This window comes from Streptomyces sp. NRRL F-2664 (assembly GCF_000719345.1).
Lineage (GTDB): Bacteria > Actinomycetota > Actinomycetes > Streptomycetales > Streptomycetaceae > Streptomyces.
In genome coordinates this window covers 96,064-110,790 of sequence record NZ_JOFX01000016.1, presented here as the reverse complement: position 1 = coordinate 110,790, position 14,727 = coordinate 96,064, and the positions used below count along the sequence as shown (strand labels likewise).

Here is a 14,727-nt window from a genome sequence, read left to right as displayed (position 1 = left end):
TGACTACCTGTCACTCTTGCCTGTCACAACACGAAGTGTTACCGAGGTGGGCGCCCGTAAACACTCAGGGTGATTTTGGCCGGTCCTCGCCGGGTGGTGAAGCGCGTCGCGCGGGCCGCGTACGCCATGATCCACCCGCCCGCTGCACCCGGGAACACCCGCGGCAGGCACGGCAGTTGCCCCCGGCCGGCCGTGCCGCAAACTCCGCGGCGCCCCCGACACCCCCTACTGGGGGGCCACCCGGCAGGCGCCGACCGCTGTCCCGTCCGTGACCCCGCTCTCGGTCAGGCCGGACACGCACTCTGCGTGCGCGCCGGTGAGCCCGACGTAGCAGGCCATGCGGACGGAGTCCGGGGCCTCGCCGCCCTGGATCTCACGTTCCACCTGATTGATGCAGGCCGTCACGTCCGCGTGGGCGGCCGGAGCGGTCAGGACCGCGCCGCCGAGGGCGAGGGCCAGTCCGGCAAGGACGCCGGTGATACGGGTTGTCGTGCGGGTTGTCGTGCGCAAGGGGATGCACCTGCTCTCGGTGTGCGCGGTCACCCGACCGGACGGCGCACGGCCCGACGCGCGGTGTTCCGGCTTCCTGGCGTCGCGCCCGTGCCGACCGATTCCGGTCGTCTCGTCCACCGTACGACCGCAGGCGCCCGGCCACGAGCCGACGCCCGGCCGGACGGCCGCGGCCGGGCTGTATGTTCGACAGGTACCAACGGGTGATGGGCATCCCGATCCCGCGCGAGTGCCAGCAGGGGGCGTCATGAGGTACGACCTGTCCGACCGCCTGGTGATCGGGATCGCGTCCAGCGCCCTGTTCGACCTGGCCGACTGCGACGCGGTGTTCCGGGAACAGGGCGAGGACGCGTACCGGGCCCACCAGGAGGCCCACGCGGACGACGTCCTCGCCAAGGGTGTGGCCTTCCCCTTCGTCCGGCGGCTGCTGTCGCTCAACGACCTGGCGGACGACCCCGGCGATCCACTGGTGGAGGTCATCATCCTCTCGCGCAACGACCCGGACAGCGGGCTGCGGGTGATGCGCTCGATCGCCGCGCACGGCCTGCCCATCAGCCGGGCCGTCTTCCGGCAGGGCCGGTCGGCGCACCGGTTCATGAGGGCGCTGAACATGTCCTTGTTCCTGTCCGCCGACGGGTCCGACGTGCGGACGGCGGTGGCGGACGGGCTGCCCGCGGGGCACGTTCTGCAGACGGCCCGTGTCGACGACGAGGACGACCGGGAACTCCGCATCGCCTTCGACTTCGACGGTGTGCTGGCGAGCGACTCCTCCGAGCGGATCTTCCAGGACGTCGGCATCGACGGTTTCCGCGCGCACGAGGTCCTCAACGCGACGACGCCGCACGATCCGGGGCCCTTGAGCGAGTTCCTCGCGGGCATCAACCGCATCCAGCGGCGCGAGGAGGCGCGGCGCCACCACGAGCCCGACTACCAGCAGCGGCTGCGGGTCTCCCTGGTCACCGCCCGGGACGCGCCCGCGCACGAACGCGCCGTCCGGAGCCTCAAGCGGTGGGGGTTGCGCGTCAACGACGCGTTCTTCCTCGGCGGCATCGACAAGGCGGCCGTGATGAGCGTCCTCGATCCGCACATCTTCTTCGACGACCAGGTCTCCCATCTGAACGGCACCGCGCCCGCCACCCCCAGCGTCCACGTACCGTTCGGAGTCGTCAACGCACCCCCTCCCGCGGCCGACCGCTGAGCACGGCGGCCGATGCGGCGGGCCGGTGGGCGCTGCCTCCGGACGGGTCCGCGATGCTTGGGGCATGCGCGCCGCCCGTCTGATCCGCATGGCCCTCCTGATCCAGTCGAGCCCCGGCCTGACCGCCGCCGCCCTCGCCCGCGAGCTGGACGTCTGCGAGCGGACGGTGATCCGCGACGCGCAGGCCCTGCAGGAGGCCGGTGTGCCCGTCCGGTCCGAGCGCGGCCGCACCGGCGGCTACCACCTGGCTCCGGGCTACCGCACCCGGCTGACCACGCTCCGTCCGACCGAGGCGGAGACACTGTTCCTGTCCGGACTGCCGTCCGCCCTGCGGGACCTGGGGCTGTCCGACGCGGCGGACACCGCCCGGCTGAAGTTGACGGCCACCCTGCTGCCGTCCGTGCGCGCGGCCGCCGAGGCCTCCGTACGCCGCTTCCACCTCGACGCACCGGGCTGGTTCCGCGAGCCCGCGACGCCGGAGCTGCTGCCCGAGTTGGCCCGCGCGGTGTGGTCGGACCGGCTCGTGGAGCTGTCCTACGCGCGGCCGGGGCGGGGCGGCTCGCCGCCTGCGGCCGTGTCCCGGGTGATGGAGCCGTACGGGCTCGTGCTGAAGGCCGGCACCTGGTACGTCGTGGCCCGGCTCCGCACCGGGGACGGGGGCGGGTCCGGCGGCGGCTGGCGCACGTACCGCGTCGACCGTGTCACGGCCCTGGCGCCCGCCCCCGGCGGACCGGAGGCGTTCGTACGCGACGCGCACTTCGATCTGGCCGCGCACTGGGAGGCCCGGTCGTACGACTTCGCCCGCGCGCTGCTGCGCACCACCGTCACGGTACGGCTGACCTCGTGGGGGCTGGGACGGCTCCCGGCCGTCGTGGACGGAGCCGCCGTGGAGGACGCGCTGGCCTCGGCGAGCGCCCCGGACGGCGCCGGCCTGGTCACCCTGGACCTGCCCGCGGAGTCCGAGGACGTGGCCTACGACCAGTTGGCCCGGCTCGGCGCCGACGCCGAGGTACTCGCCCCGGCATCCCTGCGCGCCCGCTTCCGTGAGCGGGCGCAGGCCCTGGCCGCGCTCTACGGAACGGGGCCGGGGGCCGGGGCAGGGACGCAGGGTCAGCGGTAGTCCTCGGGATCACCTGCCTTCCCGCCGTGGACGACGTCCTCGAAGTACGCCCAGGCGTCCGGGCGGCTGCCGTCCGCATCCCGCACTCCGTAGGCCTTGGCGAGCTCGGCGCTGGAGGTGGACCTGCCGTTCCAGCGGGCGGCCCGGTCGGGGTCGGCGGCCAGCGCGGCGACGCCGCGGGCCAGGTACTGGGGTGACTCGGCGACGGCGAAGGCCGGCTCACGGGCGATCGCGTCGCGCCAGTTCTCCTCGGTCACACCGAAGTGCGCGAGCATCTGCTCCGAGCGCAGGAAGCCGGGCGTCACCGCGACCGCGGTGCCCCCGTACTCGGCGAGTTCCTGGCCCAGCCCGAAGGCGAGCCGGATCGGGGCGTTCTTGGCCAGGTCGTAGTACATGTTCTCGCGGTAGCGGCGGTTGTAGTGCGCCGTGCCGTCGGTGACCTCGACGTGCAGGGGCGCGTCCGAACGGATCAGCAGGGGCAGCAGCAGGGCCGCGGTGATGACGTGCGAGCGCACGCCGAGTTCCAGGATGCGCAGGCCGTCGGCGAGGGGGGTCTCCCAGCTCTTCCGGCCGAAGACGGAGCCGGTGAGCAGGTGTTCTCCTCCCCACAGGTCGTTGACGAGTACGTCGAGCCGCCCCCGCTCGGTGTCGATCCGGTCGGCGAGGGCACGCACCTGGTCCTCGTCGAGGTGGTCGGTGGGCACCGCGATGCCGGTGCCGCCGGCAGCGGTGACCAACTCGGCGGTCTCCTCGATGGTTTCGCTCGTCCGCCCGACCTCGCTGGTGCGGGCCCGGGTGGTGCGGCCGGTGACGTACACGGTCGCACCGGCCCGGCCGAGCTCGACGGCCTGCGCGCGGCCTGCGCCACGGGTCGCCCCGGCGACGAGCGCGATCCGGCCGGTGAGGGGGGCGGTGGGCTGGTGGGTCCTGTCCTCGTTGCTCATGCCTCCATCGTGCGAGCCCAACCGGACAGTTCCTGTCACCCTTTTCCGCGGCGGAGGAATCGGCGTCAGAACTTTGTCCTCGGTCCGGTCGTGGCGCGGCGGGGTGCCCGTCGCGTTGAATGTCGGGGAACGGGGTGAGCGGACCGGTGAGGAAGTGGGGATGTCGGTGGCGGACATGAAGCGGCGTGGTGTGTGGGCCGGAGCGCTGGTCGTGGTGGCGGTGGTGGTGCTGGGCATCGGCGCCTACTGGTTCCAGCCGTGGAAGCTGTGGCAGGACCGGACCGTCAGCGAGGCGTCTCCGACGGCGGCCGCGCCCGAGCGCACCCCGGCGCCCTCGGGTTCCGCGGCGCCCACCGGCCCCGCCGCCCCCTCCGGCCCGCAGACCCTCGCCCAGGGCACCCTGATCAGTCACGAGCACACCACGACGGGCACGGCGAAGCTGATCCGCCTGCCCGACGGATCCCGCACCCTGCGCCTGGAGGGCCTCGACACCAGCAACGGGCCGGACCTGCACGTCTGGCTGACCGACGCCCCCGTGAAGGAGGGCGTCGCCGGCTGGCGCGTCTTCGACGACGGGAAGCACGTCAGCCTGGGCAAGCTCAAGGGCAACAAGGGCGACCAGAACTACGACGTCCCGGCCGAGGTGAACCTGGCGGACTACAGCAGCGTCACCATCTGGTGCGACCGCTTCGACGTCTCCTTCGGCGCGGCGCCCCTCACGGCGGCCTGACCCGCGGGCCGCCGTGTCAGGCCCGGGCTCGGCGGCGGCCGCGTGGGCGGCGGGGGTACGGCAGGAGGCGCGGGCGGCGTCGGGCGGCCACGTCCTCGACCCAGCCGAAGGCCAGCACGAGCAGTGCGGCCAGCGGGATCGCCACCAGGAGCGTGAACCACTGGCTTGCCAGCAGCCAGCGGAAGTGCTCGTAGACGAAGGGGACGCTCCAGAGCGGGTCGATCAGCGGGATGGCCGCCACGAGCGCCACCTGGTGCCAGAGGTAGACGCTGACGGCGCGCGCGTTGAGGAAACCGATCAAGCCGTTCCAGCGCTCCAGCGGTCTGGGCCACCGGTCCCAGGACGGGCTGATGTGGAGCAGGAGGGCGACGAAGCCGAGCGACCACAGGGCCTGGGCGACCGGCCAGGCCTCGATGTCGGTCGGCACGGTCGGGTCGACCGGCCGGGTCTGCAGGTACCAGAAGCCGGCCACCATCACGAGCGGTGCGACGGACGGCACTACGTACTGCGGGATCCTCTTGAGGAGCCCCTGCTGGTGGGCCATGCCGAGGATCCAGCAGGAGCCGAACATGGCGAAGTCACTGGCGGTCTCCCAGATCCGGTAGTAGACGAACTCCTGGTCCGCGAAGAAGGTGTGCATCACGATCGTCAGGGCGAGCGGGGTGGACAGCGTCACCCACGGGAGCCGGCGCAGGGCCCGGAGCAGCAGCGGAGAGAACAGGACGTACCAGAGGTAGGCCCGGAGGTACCAGAGCGGGACGGCGATCTGCGCGGCCCAGGACTGTTCCACGAGCCCGAAGCCGGTCAGCTCGTCCGCGTACGGCGGGGTGCTCAGCGGCAGGATCCAGAAGGCCATCTTGCCCCACCACCAGTGGGGGTGGCCCTCGGAGTCGGGACCCCACCCGTCGATGATCTGCAACGTGACCAGGACGGCGCCGAACAGCCACATCGGGGGCAGCAGGCGGCGCAGCCGGCCGCGGATCACGCCGAGGGCGGGGCGGCTGAGCGAGCGGGCCATCAGCGAACCGGCGAGGGCGAACATCACGCCCATCGACGGGAAGACGAGGGGCAGCCAGCCCCAGACGAAGTTGTGGTACAGCACGACGCGGCCGAGCGCGAGCGCGCGCAGGAGGTCGAGGTAGCGGTCCCGGCCGCCCGCGGGCCGGGGCTGCGCGTCAGGAGTCCCCGGCGCTTGCGGTGTCTCGGGTGCGTCGGGTGCGTCGGGTGCGTCGGGTGCGTCGGGTGCGTCGGGTGCGTCGGGTGCGTCAAGCGTTCGGGGGCCCGGTCCGTCCCACGGCTCGGGCCACCGCTGGTGCGCCGCCGCCGGCAGGGGCGACGCCGTGGCCCGGGGCGACGAGGCCGGCTGAGGCCGCGGCACGGGGGGAACCCTCAGCTTGAGGGTGTCCTGGTTGCGTCCGGAGTGCAGGGGTGCGGTCACGGTCGGGCCTCCACCGGCACCGCGACCTCGCCGGTCCGCCGGAGCTTCTGCCAGCGCAGCCGGCCGCCGGTCATCGCGGTGATGGCGGACTGCAGCAGGACGATGTACATCAGCTGGCGGTAGACGAGCTGCTGGATCGGCAGGCTGATCAGGTGCCAGGGCTTCTCGCGGTCGAGCCGGAAGGCGTACCAGGACAGCGCGGCCTGCAGCAGGATGAAGCCGGCCCAGCTGGTCACGGTGATCGGGGCGTCCCCGAAGAGCACTCCGTACAGCAGGAACAGGTCCACCAGCGGGGCCAGCAGCGGGGCGACCACGCCGAACAGCACGACGAGCGGCAGCCCGACCCGGCCGAAGCGCCCGGCCGGGCCGCGGGAGGTCACGGCGCCGCGGTGCTTCCACATCGCCTGCATGCTGCCGTAGCTCCAGCGGTACCGCTGGGACCAGAGCTGCTGGAGGCTCGCGGGAGCCTCCGTCCAGGCGCGGGCGTGCTCGGCGTAGACGATCCGCCAGCCGTCGCAGAGCACCGCGATGGTGATGTCGGTGTCCTCGGCGAGGGTGTCGTCGCTCATGCCGCCGACCCTTCGCAGAGCCTCCTTGCGGAATGCGCCGACCGCGCCGGGGATCGTGGGGATGACGCCCAGCATGTCGTACATCCGGCGGTCCAGGTTGTGGCCGAGGACGTACTCGATGTGCTGCCAGGCCCCGATCAGGCTGTCGCGGTTGCCGACCTTGGCGTTGCCCGCGACGGCGCCGATGGCCGCGTCGCCGAAGGGCTGGACCAGCTCGCGCACCGTGGACGGTTCGAAGACGGTGTCGCCGTCCATCATCACGACGATGTCGTACGAGGCGGCCGCGATACCGGTGTTGAGCGCGCTGGACTTGCCGCCGTTGGCCTTGCGTATCAGCCGGACGAAGGGCAGGGCCATCTCCTCGACGATGTCCGCCGTGCCGTCGGTGGAGCCGTCGTCGACGACGATCACCTCGATCGGGTGGTCACTGGCGGCCAGGGAGTGGAGGGTGTTGGCGATGCACTCGCGCTCGTTGTAGGCCGGCACCAGCACGGTGACCGGCTCGGTGACGGGCGGTCCCCAGGCGTCCCGCCGTTTGGAGCGGCGTGCGTGGACCGGTGCGAGGACGAGCATCAGCGCGAACCGCCCGAAGTTGAGGAAGCCGACGAGGGCCAGCAGCCCGACCAGGACCGGCAGGGTGAGTACGGCGAACTGGGTGGCCCAGACGTAGCCCTTCCCCGCCCAGAGCTGGAACCCGTGCACCGGCACGGTCGCGCTGGACGCGCCGAGCGCATCCGAGACGGTGGTGAAGCGGTATCCCTGGGCCTGCAGCCGGTCGATGATCTGCGCGAGCGCGGCGACGGTCTGGCTACGGTCGCCACCCGCGTCGTGCAGCAGGATCAGGGCGCCCGCGCCGGGCTTGGCCGGCATCGCCGCCTGCACGATGGCGTCCACGCCGGGGCGCTTCCAGTCGTCGGTGTCGCGGTCGATGAACGCGGTGAGGTAGCCGCGCGCGCCCACGTACTTGATCACCGGGTAGTTCCAGTCGTCCATGGCGGAGGCGTCGGAGGAGTAGGGCGGGCGGAACAGCGCGCTGTGCACGCCGGCGACGCCCGCCAGCGCCAGCTGCGTCTGCGCCAGCTCCCAGCTGATCCGGGCGCGGGACTGGTACACCAGGTCGGGGTGGGTGAAGGTGTGCACGCCCAGCTCGTGGCCGCCCGCGACGATCTGGCGGATCAGGTCGGGGTTGCGCGTGGTCATCGCGCCGGTCACGAAGAAGTCCGCGCGGACGTTGCGGGAGGCGAGCAGTTCGAGGATCTTCGGGGTCCACTCCGGGGAGGGGCCGTCGTCGAAGCTCAGGACGGCGGTGCGGTCGGGGATGTGGTAGCTGACGGGGTGCTCGTTCCTGGCGCCGCGGGCGTCGATGACCGGGCCGCCCTTGAGGAGGTGGCCCGGCACGGTCGTCTTGTCGACCGAGATCGCGATCCGGGAGTCGTGGAACGCCTCGTTGGTGGCCAGGCCGCGCAGGACGAGCAGGGCCAGCAGGCAGGCCAGCAGGGACAGCGGCATGAAGAAGCGCAGGGGCGGTGCGGCCAGTCGGCGCGGCCTCAGCGGGGACTGCCGGCGGCGCTGATGGCGGGACATGACGCTCCTGGTGACGGTGGTGCAGGGGGAGGGGGTGCCGGCCGGGACCGGGGACCGGCGGCCGGGGCGCCGGGGGGACCGCTGGGTCAGGGCTGCTTGGTCGGGCGGCCCGACGGCTTGGCCCCGCGCTGCCCGGTGGTCGCGGGCCTCGGCGCGGGGGCCGATGCCTTCGACGGGCCGGCGGTGGCCCTGGGCGTCGCGGCCGAGGACGCGCCGGCCGGGGCCTTGGCCGCGGCCGTGGCCTTCGCCCCCGGACTCGTCGACCGCGTGCCCGTACGGGGCGCGGGCGACGCCGCCGACGCGGACGCGGGAGCCGGCGACGGCTGGGGGGCGCGCGACGGCTGCACCGGGATGCTCATCGCCGGGGCGTCCGCCTGCATGCCGATCAGGCTGCTGCCCATGGCGACCGCCAGAACCGCGCCGATGACGGAGACCGGCCAGCCGAGACCGCGCAGCAGCCGCCCGCGCAGACCGGACTGGTCGACGAACACCGGTGCCGGGGCGGGTTCCTCGAAGCCCGACCCGGACGTGTCGGGCCGGTTCGGGGGTTCCGATCCACGTCGGTCGGGAGGCATGGCTGGGCGCACCTTGCGAAGCCTTTCAGTGCAGGGTACGTAGACCGCGGGATCGCAGGGCGAACGCTAGTGCACCGGCCGGGAGCGACATGGGCCGGTTGCACGGATATAAGACGATCTACCGGGCGGTCGTGACCAGATCGAAACGGAATGAGTCGTACCGGTTAGTAGGACCGCCGGCGTACGGCCGGGATGCGGGCGCCTTAGGATGACGCCCTCATCCCCTCGTCGCACCAGCCGGTGACCCCCCGCGGACCGCGTGTCCGGGAACCGGCCCGGCGCCCCTGCCCGTGCCCGCCTGCCCGCAGGCCGCCTCAACGTCCCAAGGAGCCCGTGTGAGCCAGCCTCGCCGCACCCCTCGTCGCCGCGTGTGGACCGCGCTCACGCTGCCCGCCCTGTTGAGCGTGCTCGCCGCGTGTTCCGGGGGCGGCCCCGCCGACGATGCCTCAGGGCCCGCCCCCAGCGCCTCGCCGACCCCGTCCGGTCCGCCGGGAACACTGTTCGACACCTTCCGCTACACCGGCGCGGACGACCCCTCACTCGCCGCCCACGGCTGGGAGGTGCGTACCGACGGGGGCGGCCCGGGCATCAAGGACACCTGGGCCACCACGGGCGCCTCCTTCCCCACGGACCCGGCCGCCCAGGGGGGCACGGTCCTGCACCTGCGGTCCTCCACCGACGGCACCCCGCAGGGCACCAGCCAGGTCGAGGTGCAGGGCACCGGGAAGAACCTCTTCACCGGGACCTACGCCGCCCGGGTCCACTTCGGCGACAAGCCCGCGAGCGGCCGCAACGGCGACCACGTCGTGCAGACCTTCTTCCCGATCTCCCCCTCGGACGCCTCGGACGCCTACAGCGAGCTGGACTTCGAGTACCTGCCGAACGGCGGCTGGGGCTCCGCGGGTCCGCGGCTCGACAACGTCAGCTGGTACCGGGCCGACCCGCCGGACCGGGTCAGCCACACGACCCGGCAGCGCCTCGGCGGCTGGCACGTCCTGATGATCACCGCCATGAACGGGAAGGTCACCTACTCCCTGGACGGCAAGGAGCTGTTCACCAGCTCCGGCAAGTACGTCCCGCGCGAGAAGATGGACATCCACTTCAGCAACTGGTTCATCGACCTGCCCTTCACCGGCAGCGGTCCGCGCACCTGGGACATGAAGGTCGACTGGGTCTACCACAAGGCCGACGAAGCCGTTTCCCCGGCGGACGTCCAGAAGACGGTGGACGGCTTCCACGGAGCGGGCACCGACTACGTCAACACCGTGCCGAAGGCCTGACCACCGCCCTCGCCCCGGCCCCCCACGGCCCCGCTGCCCGGTACGACACCTCGTACCGGGCAGCGCCGGGCCGCGGGACGGGCTGCCGGACGGTCAGGAAGCGACCCCGGCCAGGACGGGGTCCAGGCCGCGCGCGGTGACCACCCGGGCCGTGCCGTCGGCCAGCCGGTACGACAGGCCCACCACCGCCATACGGCCGGCCTCGACCTCCTCCGCCAGGACGCGGGAGCGCTCCAGCAGGAGGTCGACCGTGAGCCGGATGTGCGCGGCGATGAAGTCGGCGTCCTCGGTGTGCCCGGCGGCGCGGGCCGCCAGGACGCTGGGGGTGACCCGCTCGATGACGTCCCGCACGTAGCCGCCCGCGGCCGTCCCGTCCTCGACGGCCGAACGGGTTGCCGCAACCGCACCGCACGCGTCGTGGCCGAGTACGACCACCAGGGGGGCACCGAGCACGCTCGCCCCGTACTCGATGCTGCCGAGCACCTCCGGGCCGGCCACGTGGCCGGCCGTACGGACCACGAACAGGTCGCCGAGCCCGCGGTCGAAGATGATCTCCGCCGCGAGGCGGGAGTCGGAACAGCCGAAGATCACGGCGAACGGGTTCTGCGCCGGCACGGTCTCGGTGCGGCGGGCGGCGTCCTGGTTGGGGTGCTCCGGGGTCCCGGCGACGAAACGCTGGTTCCCGCCCAGCAGCATCTCGAGGGCGTCACGGGGCGTGGGTGTCTGTATGTCGCTCATGGCCGCAGCGTACGACCTGCGCCCCGGCGCCGCGCGACCGGGCGGGAGGCCGCGTCGCGGTCGCGGCGGGTCGCGGCGGGTCGCGGCGGGACGGATGCCTGCGGCCATCCGGCGCAACGGCTGCTGCTCCGTCTTCTCCCTACCGGGAAAGAGCCCGCCGACCGCCTACTTTGTTCGGGGACCAGCGGTCGCCGACCATCGGAGCGCGCACCTGTGAAGCACCCCGGCACGACGAACGACATGCCCCGGCGCCACTTCGTGGCCCTCTCCGGCGCCCTGGGTGCGGGGGCGCTGCTGACCGGCACCGCCGGGGGCGCGGCCGCGGCGCCCCGGCCGGGCCCTGCCGCAGGGGACCCGCCCTGCTGCCCCTGCCCGACGGACCCCACACCACCGCCGCCCGGAACCGGTCAGGCCCCGTGCCCTCCCTCGCAGCTCCAGGGCCTCTGCGGCAGCCCCGCCGACACCGACCCGCTGTGGCAGGACGTGCAGTACTGCACGCAGGGGATCGTCCCGCCGTCCGGGCAGCGGCCCAACTGCCTCAAGACGGAGCCGAACTACGTGGTGCTGCACGGCAGACCGGAGTCCCAGAACAACTACCTCCTCCTGCCCAGCTGCCGGATCACCGGCATCGAGTGCCCGTTCCTCGTGTCGCCGAACGCGGCGAACTACTGGCACGAGGCATGGGAGACCGGCCGCCCGGGAGGGGACGTCCCCGTCCGGTACCGCTACACGGGTCTGGGGGTCAACTCCCGGAGCGCCCGACAGCTCAACCAGCTGCACCTCCACATGGCCGGCATCCAGACCAGCACGCAGCTGCGGCTGCAGGCCCTCGAAGCATCGGGGCGCGTGGCCCTGCACCCGTCGCAGTGGGGTGACACGCAGTACCAGGCGCTGGTGACGGGGAAGCTGGGATCGGGCGACCGGACCTACCGGGTCCTGCGGCTCGACTCGCTCGCACAGAACCTCTTCGAGCTGCTGAACGTGAACGTGGTGCGGAGGTTCGGTCTGGACATGGCGGGACAGACACTGATCGTCGTCCCGAAGGTCACGGCGACCGGATTCACGGGGAGCTTCTACGCCCTGAGCAGCGACTCCTCGCTCCCTTCCGGTACGAACACCTGCGACCACCTGCTCGTCTACACCTGATCCCCGAGGATGCGGGGACGCAGGTCGGGCGCGTGCCGCCCGCCGTGGGCCGCGAGGACAGCGGTGCGGGGACAGCGGAAAACTGCTCCTCAATTGACAGTCGGGGGCCGCGGGCGGTGGGGCCGGTGGAGGATGAGCCGGACATGACCGGAGCCGGCGCGTACCGAGAGGGTCCTTCACCATGCCAAGCTCGCAGATCCACCGCCCCCTGCGCCGCCCGGGCCTCGCCGTCGCCGGCTCGATGGTGATCCTGGGCATCGCTGCCGGGCCCGCGGCCGCCCACGCCGGGGTCTCCGCCTCCGACCCGCGGGCGCTCGCCGAGCACGTCACCCTCTCCTTCACCTCCGAGGCGGAGTCGGACACCGCGGGCATCACCGGGCTGCGGGTCGTGCTCCCCCAGGGCATCGCTCCGGGCGCCGTCACCCTCAAGGAGGCGCCCGGCGACTGGAAGCTGACCGTCACTTCCGACGGCTTCAGCGTCGGCGGCGCGGCACTCGCGACCGGCACGGACGCCGAATACAGCATCACCGTACGCCAGTTGCCGGACGCGACCTCGCTGGCGTTCAAGACGCTGGAGACGTACGCCGACGGCACGGTCTCGCGGTGGATCGAAACGCCGACGGACGGGCGGGAGGTCGACAACCCGGCTCCGGTGCTGAAGCTGCAGCCCGCTGCGCCCGGTGCGAAGCCGATCGTCCCGGCCCCGTCGGCGACGCCGGACCGGAGCACTCCCGACGGCACGGCGGGCACCGCGAGCACCCCTCCCCCCGCACCGCCCGCGTCCGCCCCGGCGGCGTCCCCGGTCGGCGTGCGGACGTCCGACGCAGCGGATGCGGGGCGCGGCACCGGCGCCGTCGCCCTGGTGGCGGCCGTCGCCCTGCTCGGCGGTGCGGGCGGCTTCTGGTGGACGCGCCGCAACCGCGGGGCCCCGTGACCGGGTCACCGGGGCGTGTCCGCGGGGCCTACGCCGACGGCCGCCGCGGGGGCGCGGTGATGCGGACACTTCCCCGCACGGTCACCTGGTCGATCTCGCTCGTGCGGACCGTGATGTTCAGCGTCCACTCGCCGGGCATCGGCACCTGCAGGTCGTAGACGGCCCAGAAGCCCTTCTGGTCCTTGAGCCCGGCGTCGATCGGGCCGATGCCCAGCTCCTCCTGGGTGAGGGTCAGGCGGAGCTCGGGCACGGTGGCGAGGCCCCCGTCCGCGCTGAACACCACCGCCTCGACCGTGTTCTCCCCCACCCTGCCCGGTGCCAGGGTGACCTGCACGGTGCCCTGATGGCCCGCCTTCCCCATGTCGAACGGCACCGTGGCCACCTTCGCCTGGGGTTCCTGGGCGGCCGCTGCAGCGGCTGCCGCGCTCTCGGCCACGGAACGGCTGGGCTGCGTACCGGTGAGGAGGGTGGTGACCGCCAGGACCGCGACGCCGAGAGCCGCTTCGACGGCCACCGTCCGGCGCAGCCGGCGCCGGTGCACGCCGCCGCCTTCCGCATCGGTGTCGGGCACCGCCGGCGGGGCGGCTGCGCCGGCCGGTTCCGCAGCCCCGGGCCCGACCGGCGCACCCACGGTCGCCTCCACCTGTACGGGCTCGCGCACGATCCGCGGTGCGGCGGGAACGGGAGCGGCCTCGTGGAGGAGCTTGGCGGTCCAGCGGCGCGACAGCGCCGCCACCCACAGGATCAGCACCACGACGGCGGCCTTCACGACGAGGGCCTTCCCGAACGACGTGGTGGTCAGCGCCTCCCAGGAGCCGACCTGCCGCCAGGACTGGTAGATCCCGGTGCCGACGAGCACGGCGACGGCCGCGAAGGCCGTCGTGGAGAAGCGGGCCACGACAGAGGCCGGGACGGCCGAACCGCCGCCCCGCAGGACGACCACCAAGGTGGTCAGGCCACCGAGCCAGACCCCCATGGCGAGCAGGTGCAGTACGGCGACGGGAAGGGCGAGCGGCACCTGGATGCCGGCGGAGGCGTGCTCGGCGGCGGCCCAGGTGGACGCCAGCGCGACGGCCAGCAGGACCGCGACCCCGCGGACACGGCTCTCGCGCAGCCGTACGGCACAGCGTTGCAGCAGCACGGCAGCAGCGGCGAGCAGCACCAGTCGGACGACCAGCGCCAATCCGTGCCTCCCGCTGACGGTTCGTCCGAGCTGCGACAGGTCGAACACGGAGGTCAGACGGCCCGCCGTTTCGTACGGGCCGCGCAGCAGCACCAGCGCCACCGTGGACGCTGCCAGCACGCTCCAGCCCACGGCCAGCAGCCGGCGTACCGGCCGGCCCCGACCGCAGTCGGGGAGGCACACGGCGACGAACGCGGCGGCGCCGACGAGCATCGCGAGCCCGCTGTAGGCGAGGTACCGGAAGAACATGTACAGGCGGCCGACCGGCGAGTCGTCCGGGGAGTCGTCCGGCACCACGGCGCTGGTCTCGGACGGCTGGCCGATGGAGAAGACGAACGCGCCGGAGATCGGGTGGCCGTCGGCGGAGACGACCCGCCACGCCACGGTGTAGGTGCCCTGCGACAGGTCGTCGGCCAACTGCACGCGCGCGGTGTCGGCCTTGCCGTCCGCGTGCTGCGCGGGGGCCGGGTTCACCCGCTGGTTCTCCGGCGACAGCACGCGCACCGAGTCCTCGGAGAACGTCACCGACTCGGTGAAGGTGAGCGTGACCTGCCGGGGCGCCTCCTTCAGGACGGTGCCGTCGGCAGGATCCGAGCCGGTGAAGCTCGCGTGCGCGGCGGCCGGGCCGGCCCCGCCGAGGACCAGGGCGCACAGGGCGGCGAGCAGCGCCAGTACGGACAGCGGAGTCCGGGCGGTGGCCGGTGCTGGGCGCATGGGCAGAAAGCCTCCGGGGTGCGTCGGGGGGGCGCTCGCCCGCAAGCGGTGGGCGCACGGAGAT

General features: G+C 73.2%; 13 protein-coding genes. 6 read left to right on the top strand and 7 right to left on the bottom strand.

Going from position 1 to position 14,727, the window contains the following annotated elements; all coding sequences use genetic code 11:
• Window positions 1–225 precede the first annotated feature (225 nt).
• Complete coding sequence (locus IF89_RS0116595) at window positions 226–510, bottom strand: hypothetical protein (protein ID WP_030767794.1); 285 nt, start codon at window positions 508–510, stop codon at window positions 226–228.
• 247 nt (window positions 511–757) lie between these two features.
• Here IF89_RS0116595 and IF89_RS0116590 point away from each other — a divergent pair, with 247 nt between their 5' ends.
• Both IF89_RS0116590 and IF89_RS0116585 read left to right on the top strand, forming a co-directional pair.
• On the top strand, window positions 758–1,708 hold the full coding sequence (locus tag IF89_RS0116590) for a 5'-nucleotidase (RefSeq protein WP_030767791.1): 951 nt from the start codon (window positions 758–760) through the stop codon (window positions 1,706–1,708).
• 64 nt (window positions 1,709–1,772) lie between these two features.
• Window positions 1,773–2,828, top strand: a complete 1,056-nt coding sequence (locus IF89_RS0116585; protein ID WP_030767789.1) for a helix-turn-helix transcriptional regulator — start codon at window positions 1,773–1,775, stop codon at window positions 2,826–2,828.
• Here IF89_RS0116585 and IF89_RS0116580 read toward each other — a convergent pair.
• Window positions 2,819–3,772, bottom strand: coding sequence for an SDR family oxidoreductase (locus IF89_RS0116580; protein ID WP_030767787.1), 954 nt, complete (start codon window positions 3,770–3,772; stop codon window positions 2,819–2,821). The genes IF89_RS0116585 and IF89_RS0116580 overlap by 10 nt on opposite strands.
• Before the next feature lie 160 nt (window positions 3,773–3,932).
• Here IF89_RS0116580 and IF89_RS0116575 point away from each other — a divergent pair, with 160 nt between their 5' ends.
• Window positions 3,933–4,502, top strand: a complete 570-nt coding sequence (locus tag IF89_RS0116575) for a DM13 domain-containing protein (RefSeq protein ID WP_199820514.1) — start codon at window positions 3,933–3,935, stop codon at window positions 4,500–4,502.
• A 16-nt stretch (window positions 4,503–4,518) separates the two neighbouring features.
• Here the strand turns inward: IF89_RS0116575 and IF89_RS38035 are convergent, their stop codons facing one another.
• The 3 genes from IF89_RS38035 to IF89_RS49060 all read right to left on the bottom strand — a co-directional run bounded on the left by IF89_RS38035 (window position 4,519) and on the right by IF89_RS49060 (window position 8,668).
• A complete protein-coding gene (locus IF89_RS38035; protein ID WP_267882104.1) occupies window positions 4,519–5,940 on the bottom strand; it encodes an acyltransferase family protein in 1,422 nt (473 codons plus the stop codon).
• Window positions 5,937–8,093 carry a bifunctional polysaccharide deacetylase/glycosyltransferase family 2 protein gene (locus IF89_RS0116565; RefSeq protein WP_030767782.1) on the bottom strand — a complete coding sequence of 719 codons (2,157 nt, stop codon included), beginning with the start codon at window positions 8,091–8,093 and terminating at the stop codon, window positions 5,937–5,939. Before IF89_RS0116565 ends, IF89_RS38035 begins: the two co-directional genes overlap by 4 nt.
• An 86-nt stretch (window positions 8,094–8,179) precedes the next feature.
• Window positions 8,180–8,668, bottom strand: a complete 489-nt coding sequence (locus tag IF89_RS49060) for a hypothetical protein (RefSeq protein WP_030767781.1) — start codon at window positions 8,666–8,668, stop codon at window positions 8,180–8,182.
• A gap of 335 nt (window positions 8,669–9,003) precedes the next feature.
• On the opposite strand from IF89_RS49060, the gene IF89_RS0116555 reads away from it, so the two are divergent.
• Entirely contained in the window at window positions 9,004–9,948 is a 945-nt protein-coding gene (locus IF89_RS0116555; protein WP_158717872.1) for a glycoside hydrolase family 16 protein, read from the top strand.
• 93 nt (window positions 9,949–10,041) lie between these two features.
• Here IF89_RS0116555 and IF89_RS0116550 read toward each other — a convergent pair whose 3' ends face one another.
• Window positions 10,042–10,686, bottom strand: coding sequence for a carbonic anhydrase (locus IF89_RS0116550; protein WP_030767777.1), 645 nt, complete (start codon window positions 10,684–10,686; stop codon window positions 10,042–10,044).
• Between the two features lie 213 nt (window positions 10,687–10,899).
• Between IF89_RS0116550 and IF89_RS0116545 the strand changes: the two genes are divergently transcribed.
• Both IF89_RS0116545 and IF89_RS0116540 read left to right on the top strand, forming a co-directional pair.
• Entirely contained in the window at window positions 10,900–11,832 is a 933-nt protein-coding gene (locus tag IF89_RS0116545; protein ID WP_234327777.1) for a CDP-diacylglycerol diphosphatase, read from the top strand.
• A gap of 181 nt (window positions 11,833–12,013) precedes the next feature.
• Entirely contained in the window at window positions 12,014–12,766 is a 753-nt protein-coding gene (locus IF89_RS0116540) for a DUF1775 domain-containing protein (RefSeq protein WP_051807121.1), read from the top strand.
• 28 nt (window positions 12,767–12,794) lie between these two features.
• Here IF89_RS0116540 and IF89_RS0116535 read toward each other — a convergent pair whose 3' ends face one another.
• Window positions 12,795–14,663, bottom strand: a complete 1,869-nt coding sequence (locus tag IF89_RS0116535; RefSeq protein WP_078628339.1) for a copper resistance CopC/CopD family protein — start codon at window positions 14,661–14,663, stop codon at window positions 12,795–12,797.
• Between the last annotated feature and the right edge of the window lie 64 nt (window positions 14,664–14,727).

Excerpts from the sequence above, each read along its gene's own strand:
- IF89_RS0116590 (WP_030767791.1), top strand. The coding sequence starts at position 758 with ATGAGGTACGACCTGTCCGACCGCCTGGTGATCGGGATCGCGTCCAGC.
- IF89_RS0116585 (WP_030767789.1), top strand. The coding sequence starts at position 1,773 with ATGCGCGCCGCCCGTCTGATCCGCATGGCCCTCCTGATCCAGTCGAGC.
- IF89_RS0116580 (WP_030767787.1), bottom strand. The coding sequence starts at position 3,772 with ATGAGCAACGAGGACAGGACCCACCAGCCCACCGCCCCCCTCACCGGC.
- IF89_RS0116575 (WP_199820514.1), top strand. The coding sequence starts at position 3,933 with ATGTCGGTGGCGGACATGAAGCGGCGTGGTGTGTGGGCCGGAGCGCTG.
- IF89_RS0116565 (WP_030767782.1), bottom strand. The coding sequence starts at position 8,093 with ATGTCCCGCCATCAGCGCCGCCGGCAGTCCCCGCTGAGGCCGCGCCGA.
- IF89_RS49060 (WP_030767781.1), bottom strand. The coding sequence starts at position 8,668 with ATGCCTCCCGACCGACGTGGATCGGAACCCCCGAACCGGCCCGACACG.
- IF89_RS0116550 (WP_030767777.1), bottom strand. The coding sequence starts at position 10,686 with ATGAGCGACATACAGACACCCACGCCCCGTGACGCCCTCGAGATGCTG.
- IF89_RS0116540 (WP_051807121.1), top strand. The coding sequence starts at position 12,014 with ATGCCAAGCTCGCAGATCCACCGCCCCCTGCGCCGCCCGGGCCTCGCC.
- IF89_RS0116535 (WP_078628339.1), bottom strand. The coding sequence starts at position 14,663 with ATGCGCCCAGCACCGGCCACCGCCCGGACTCCGCTGTCCGTACTGGCG.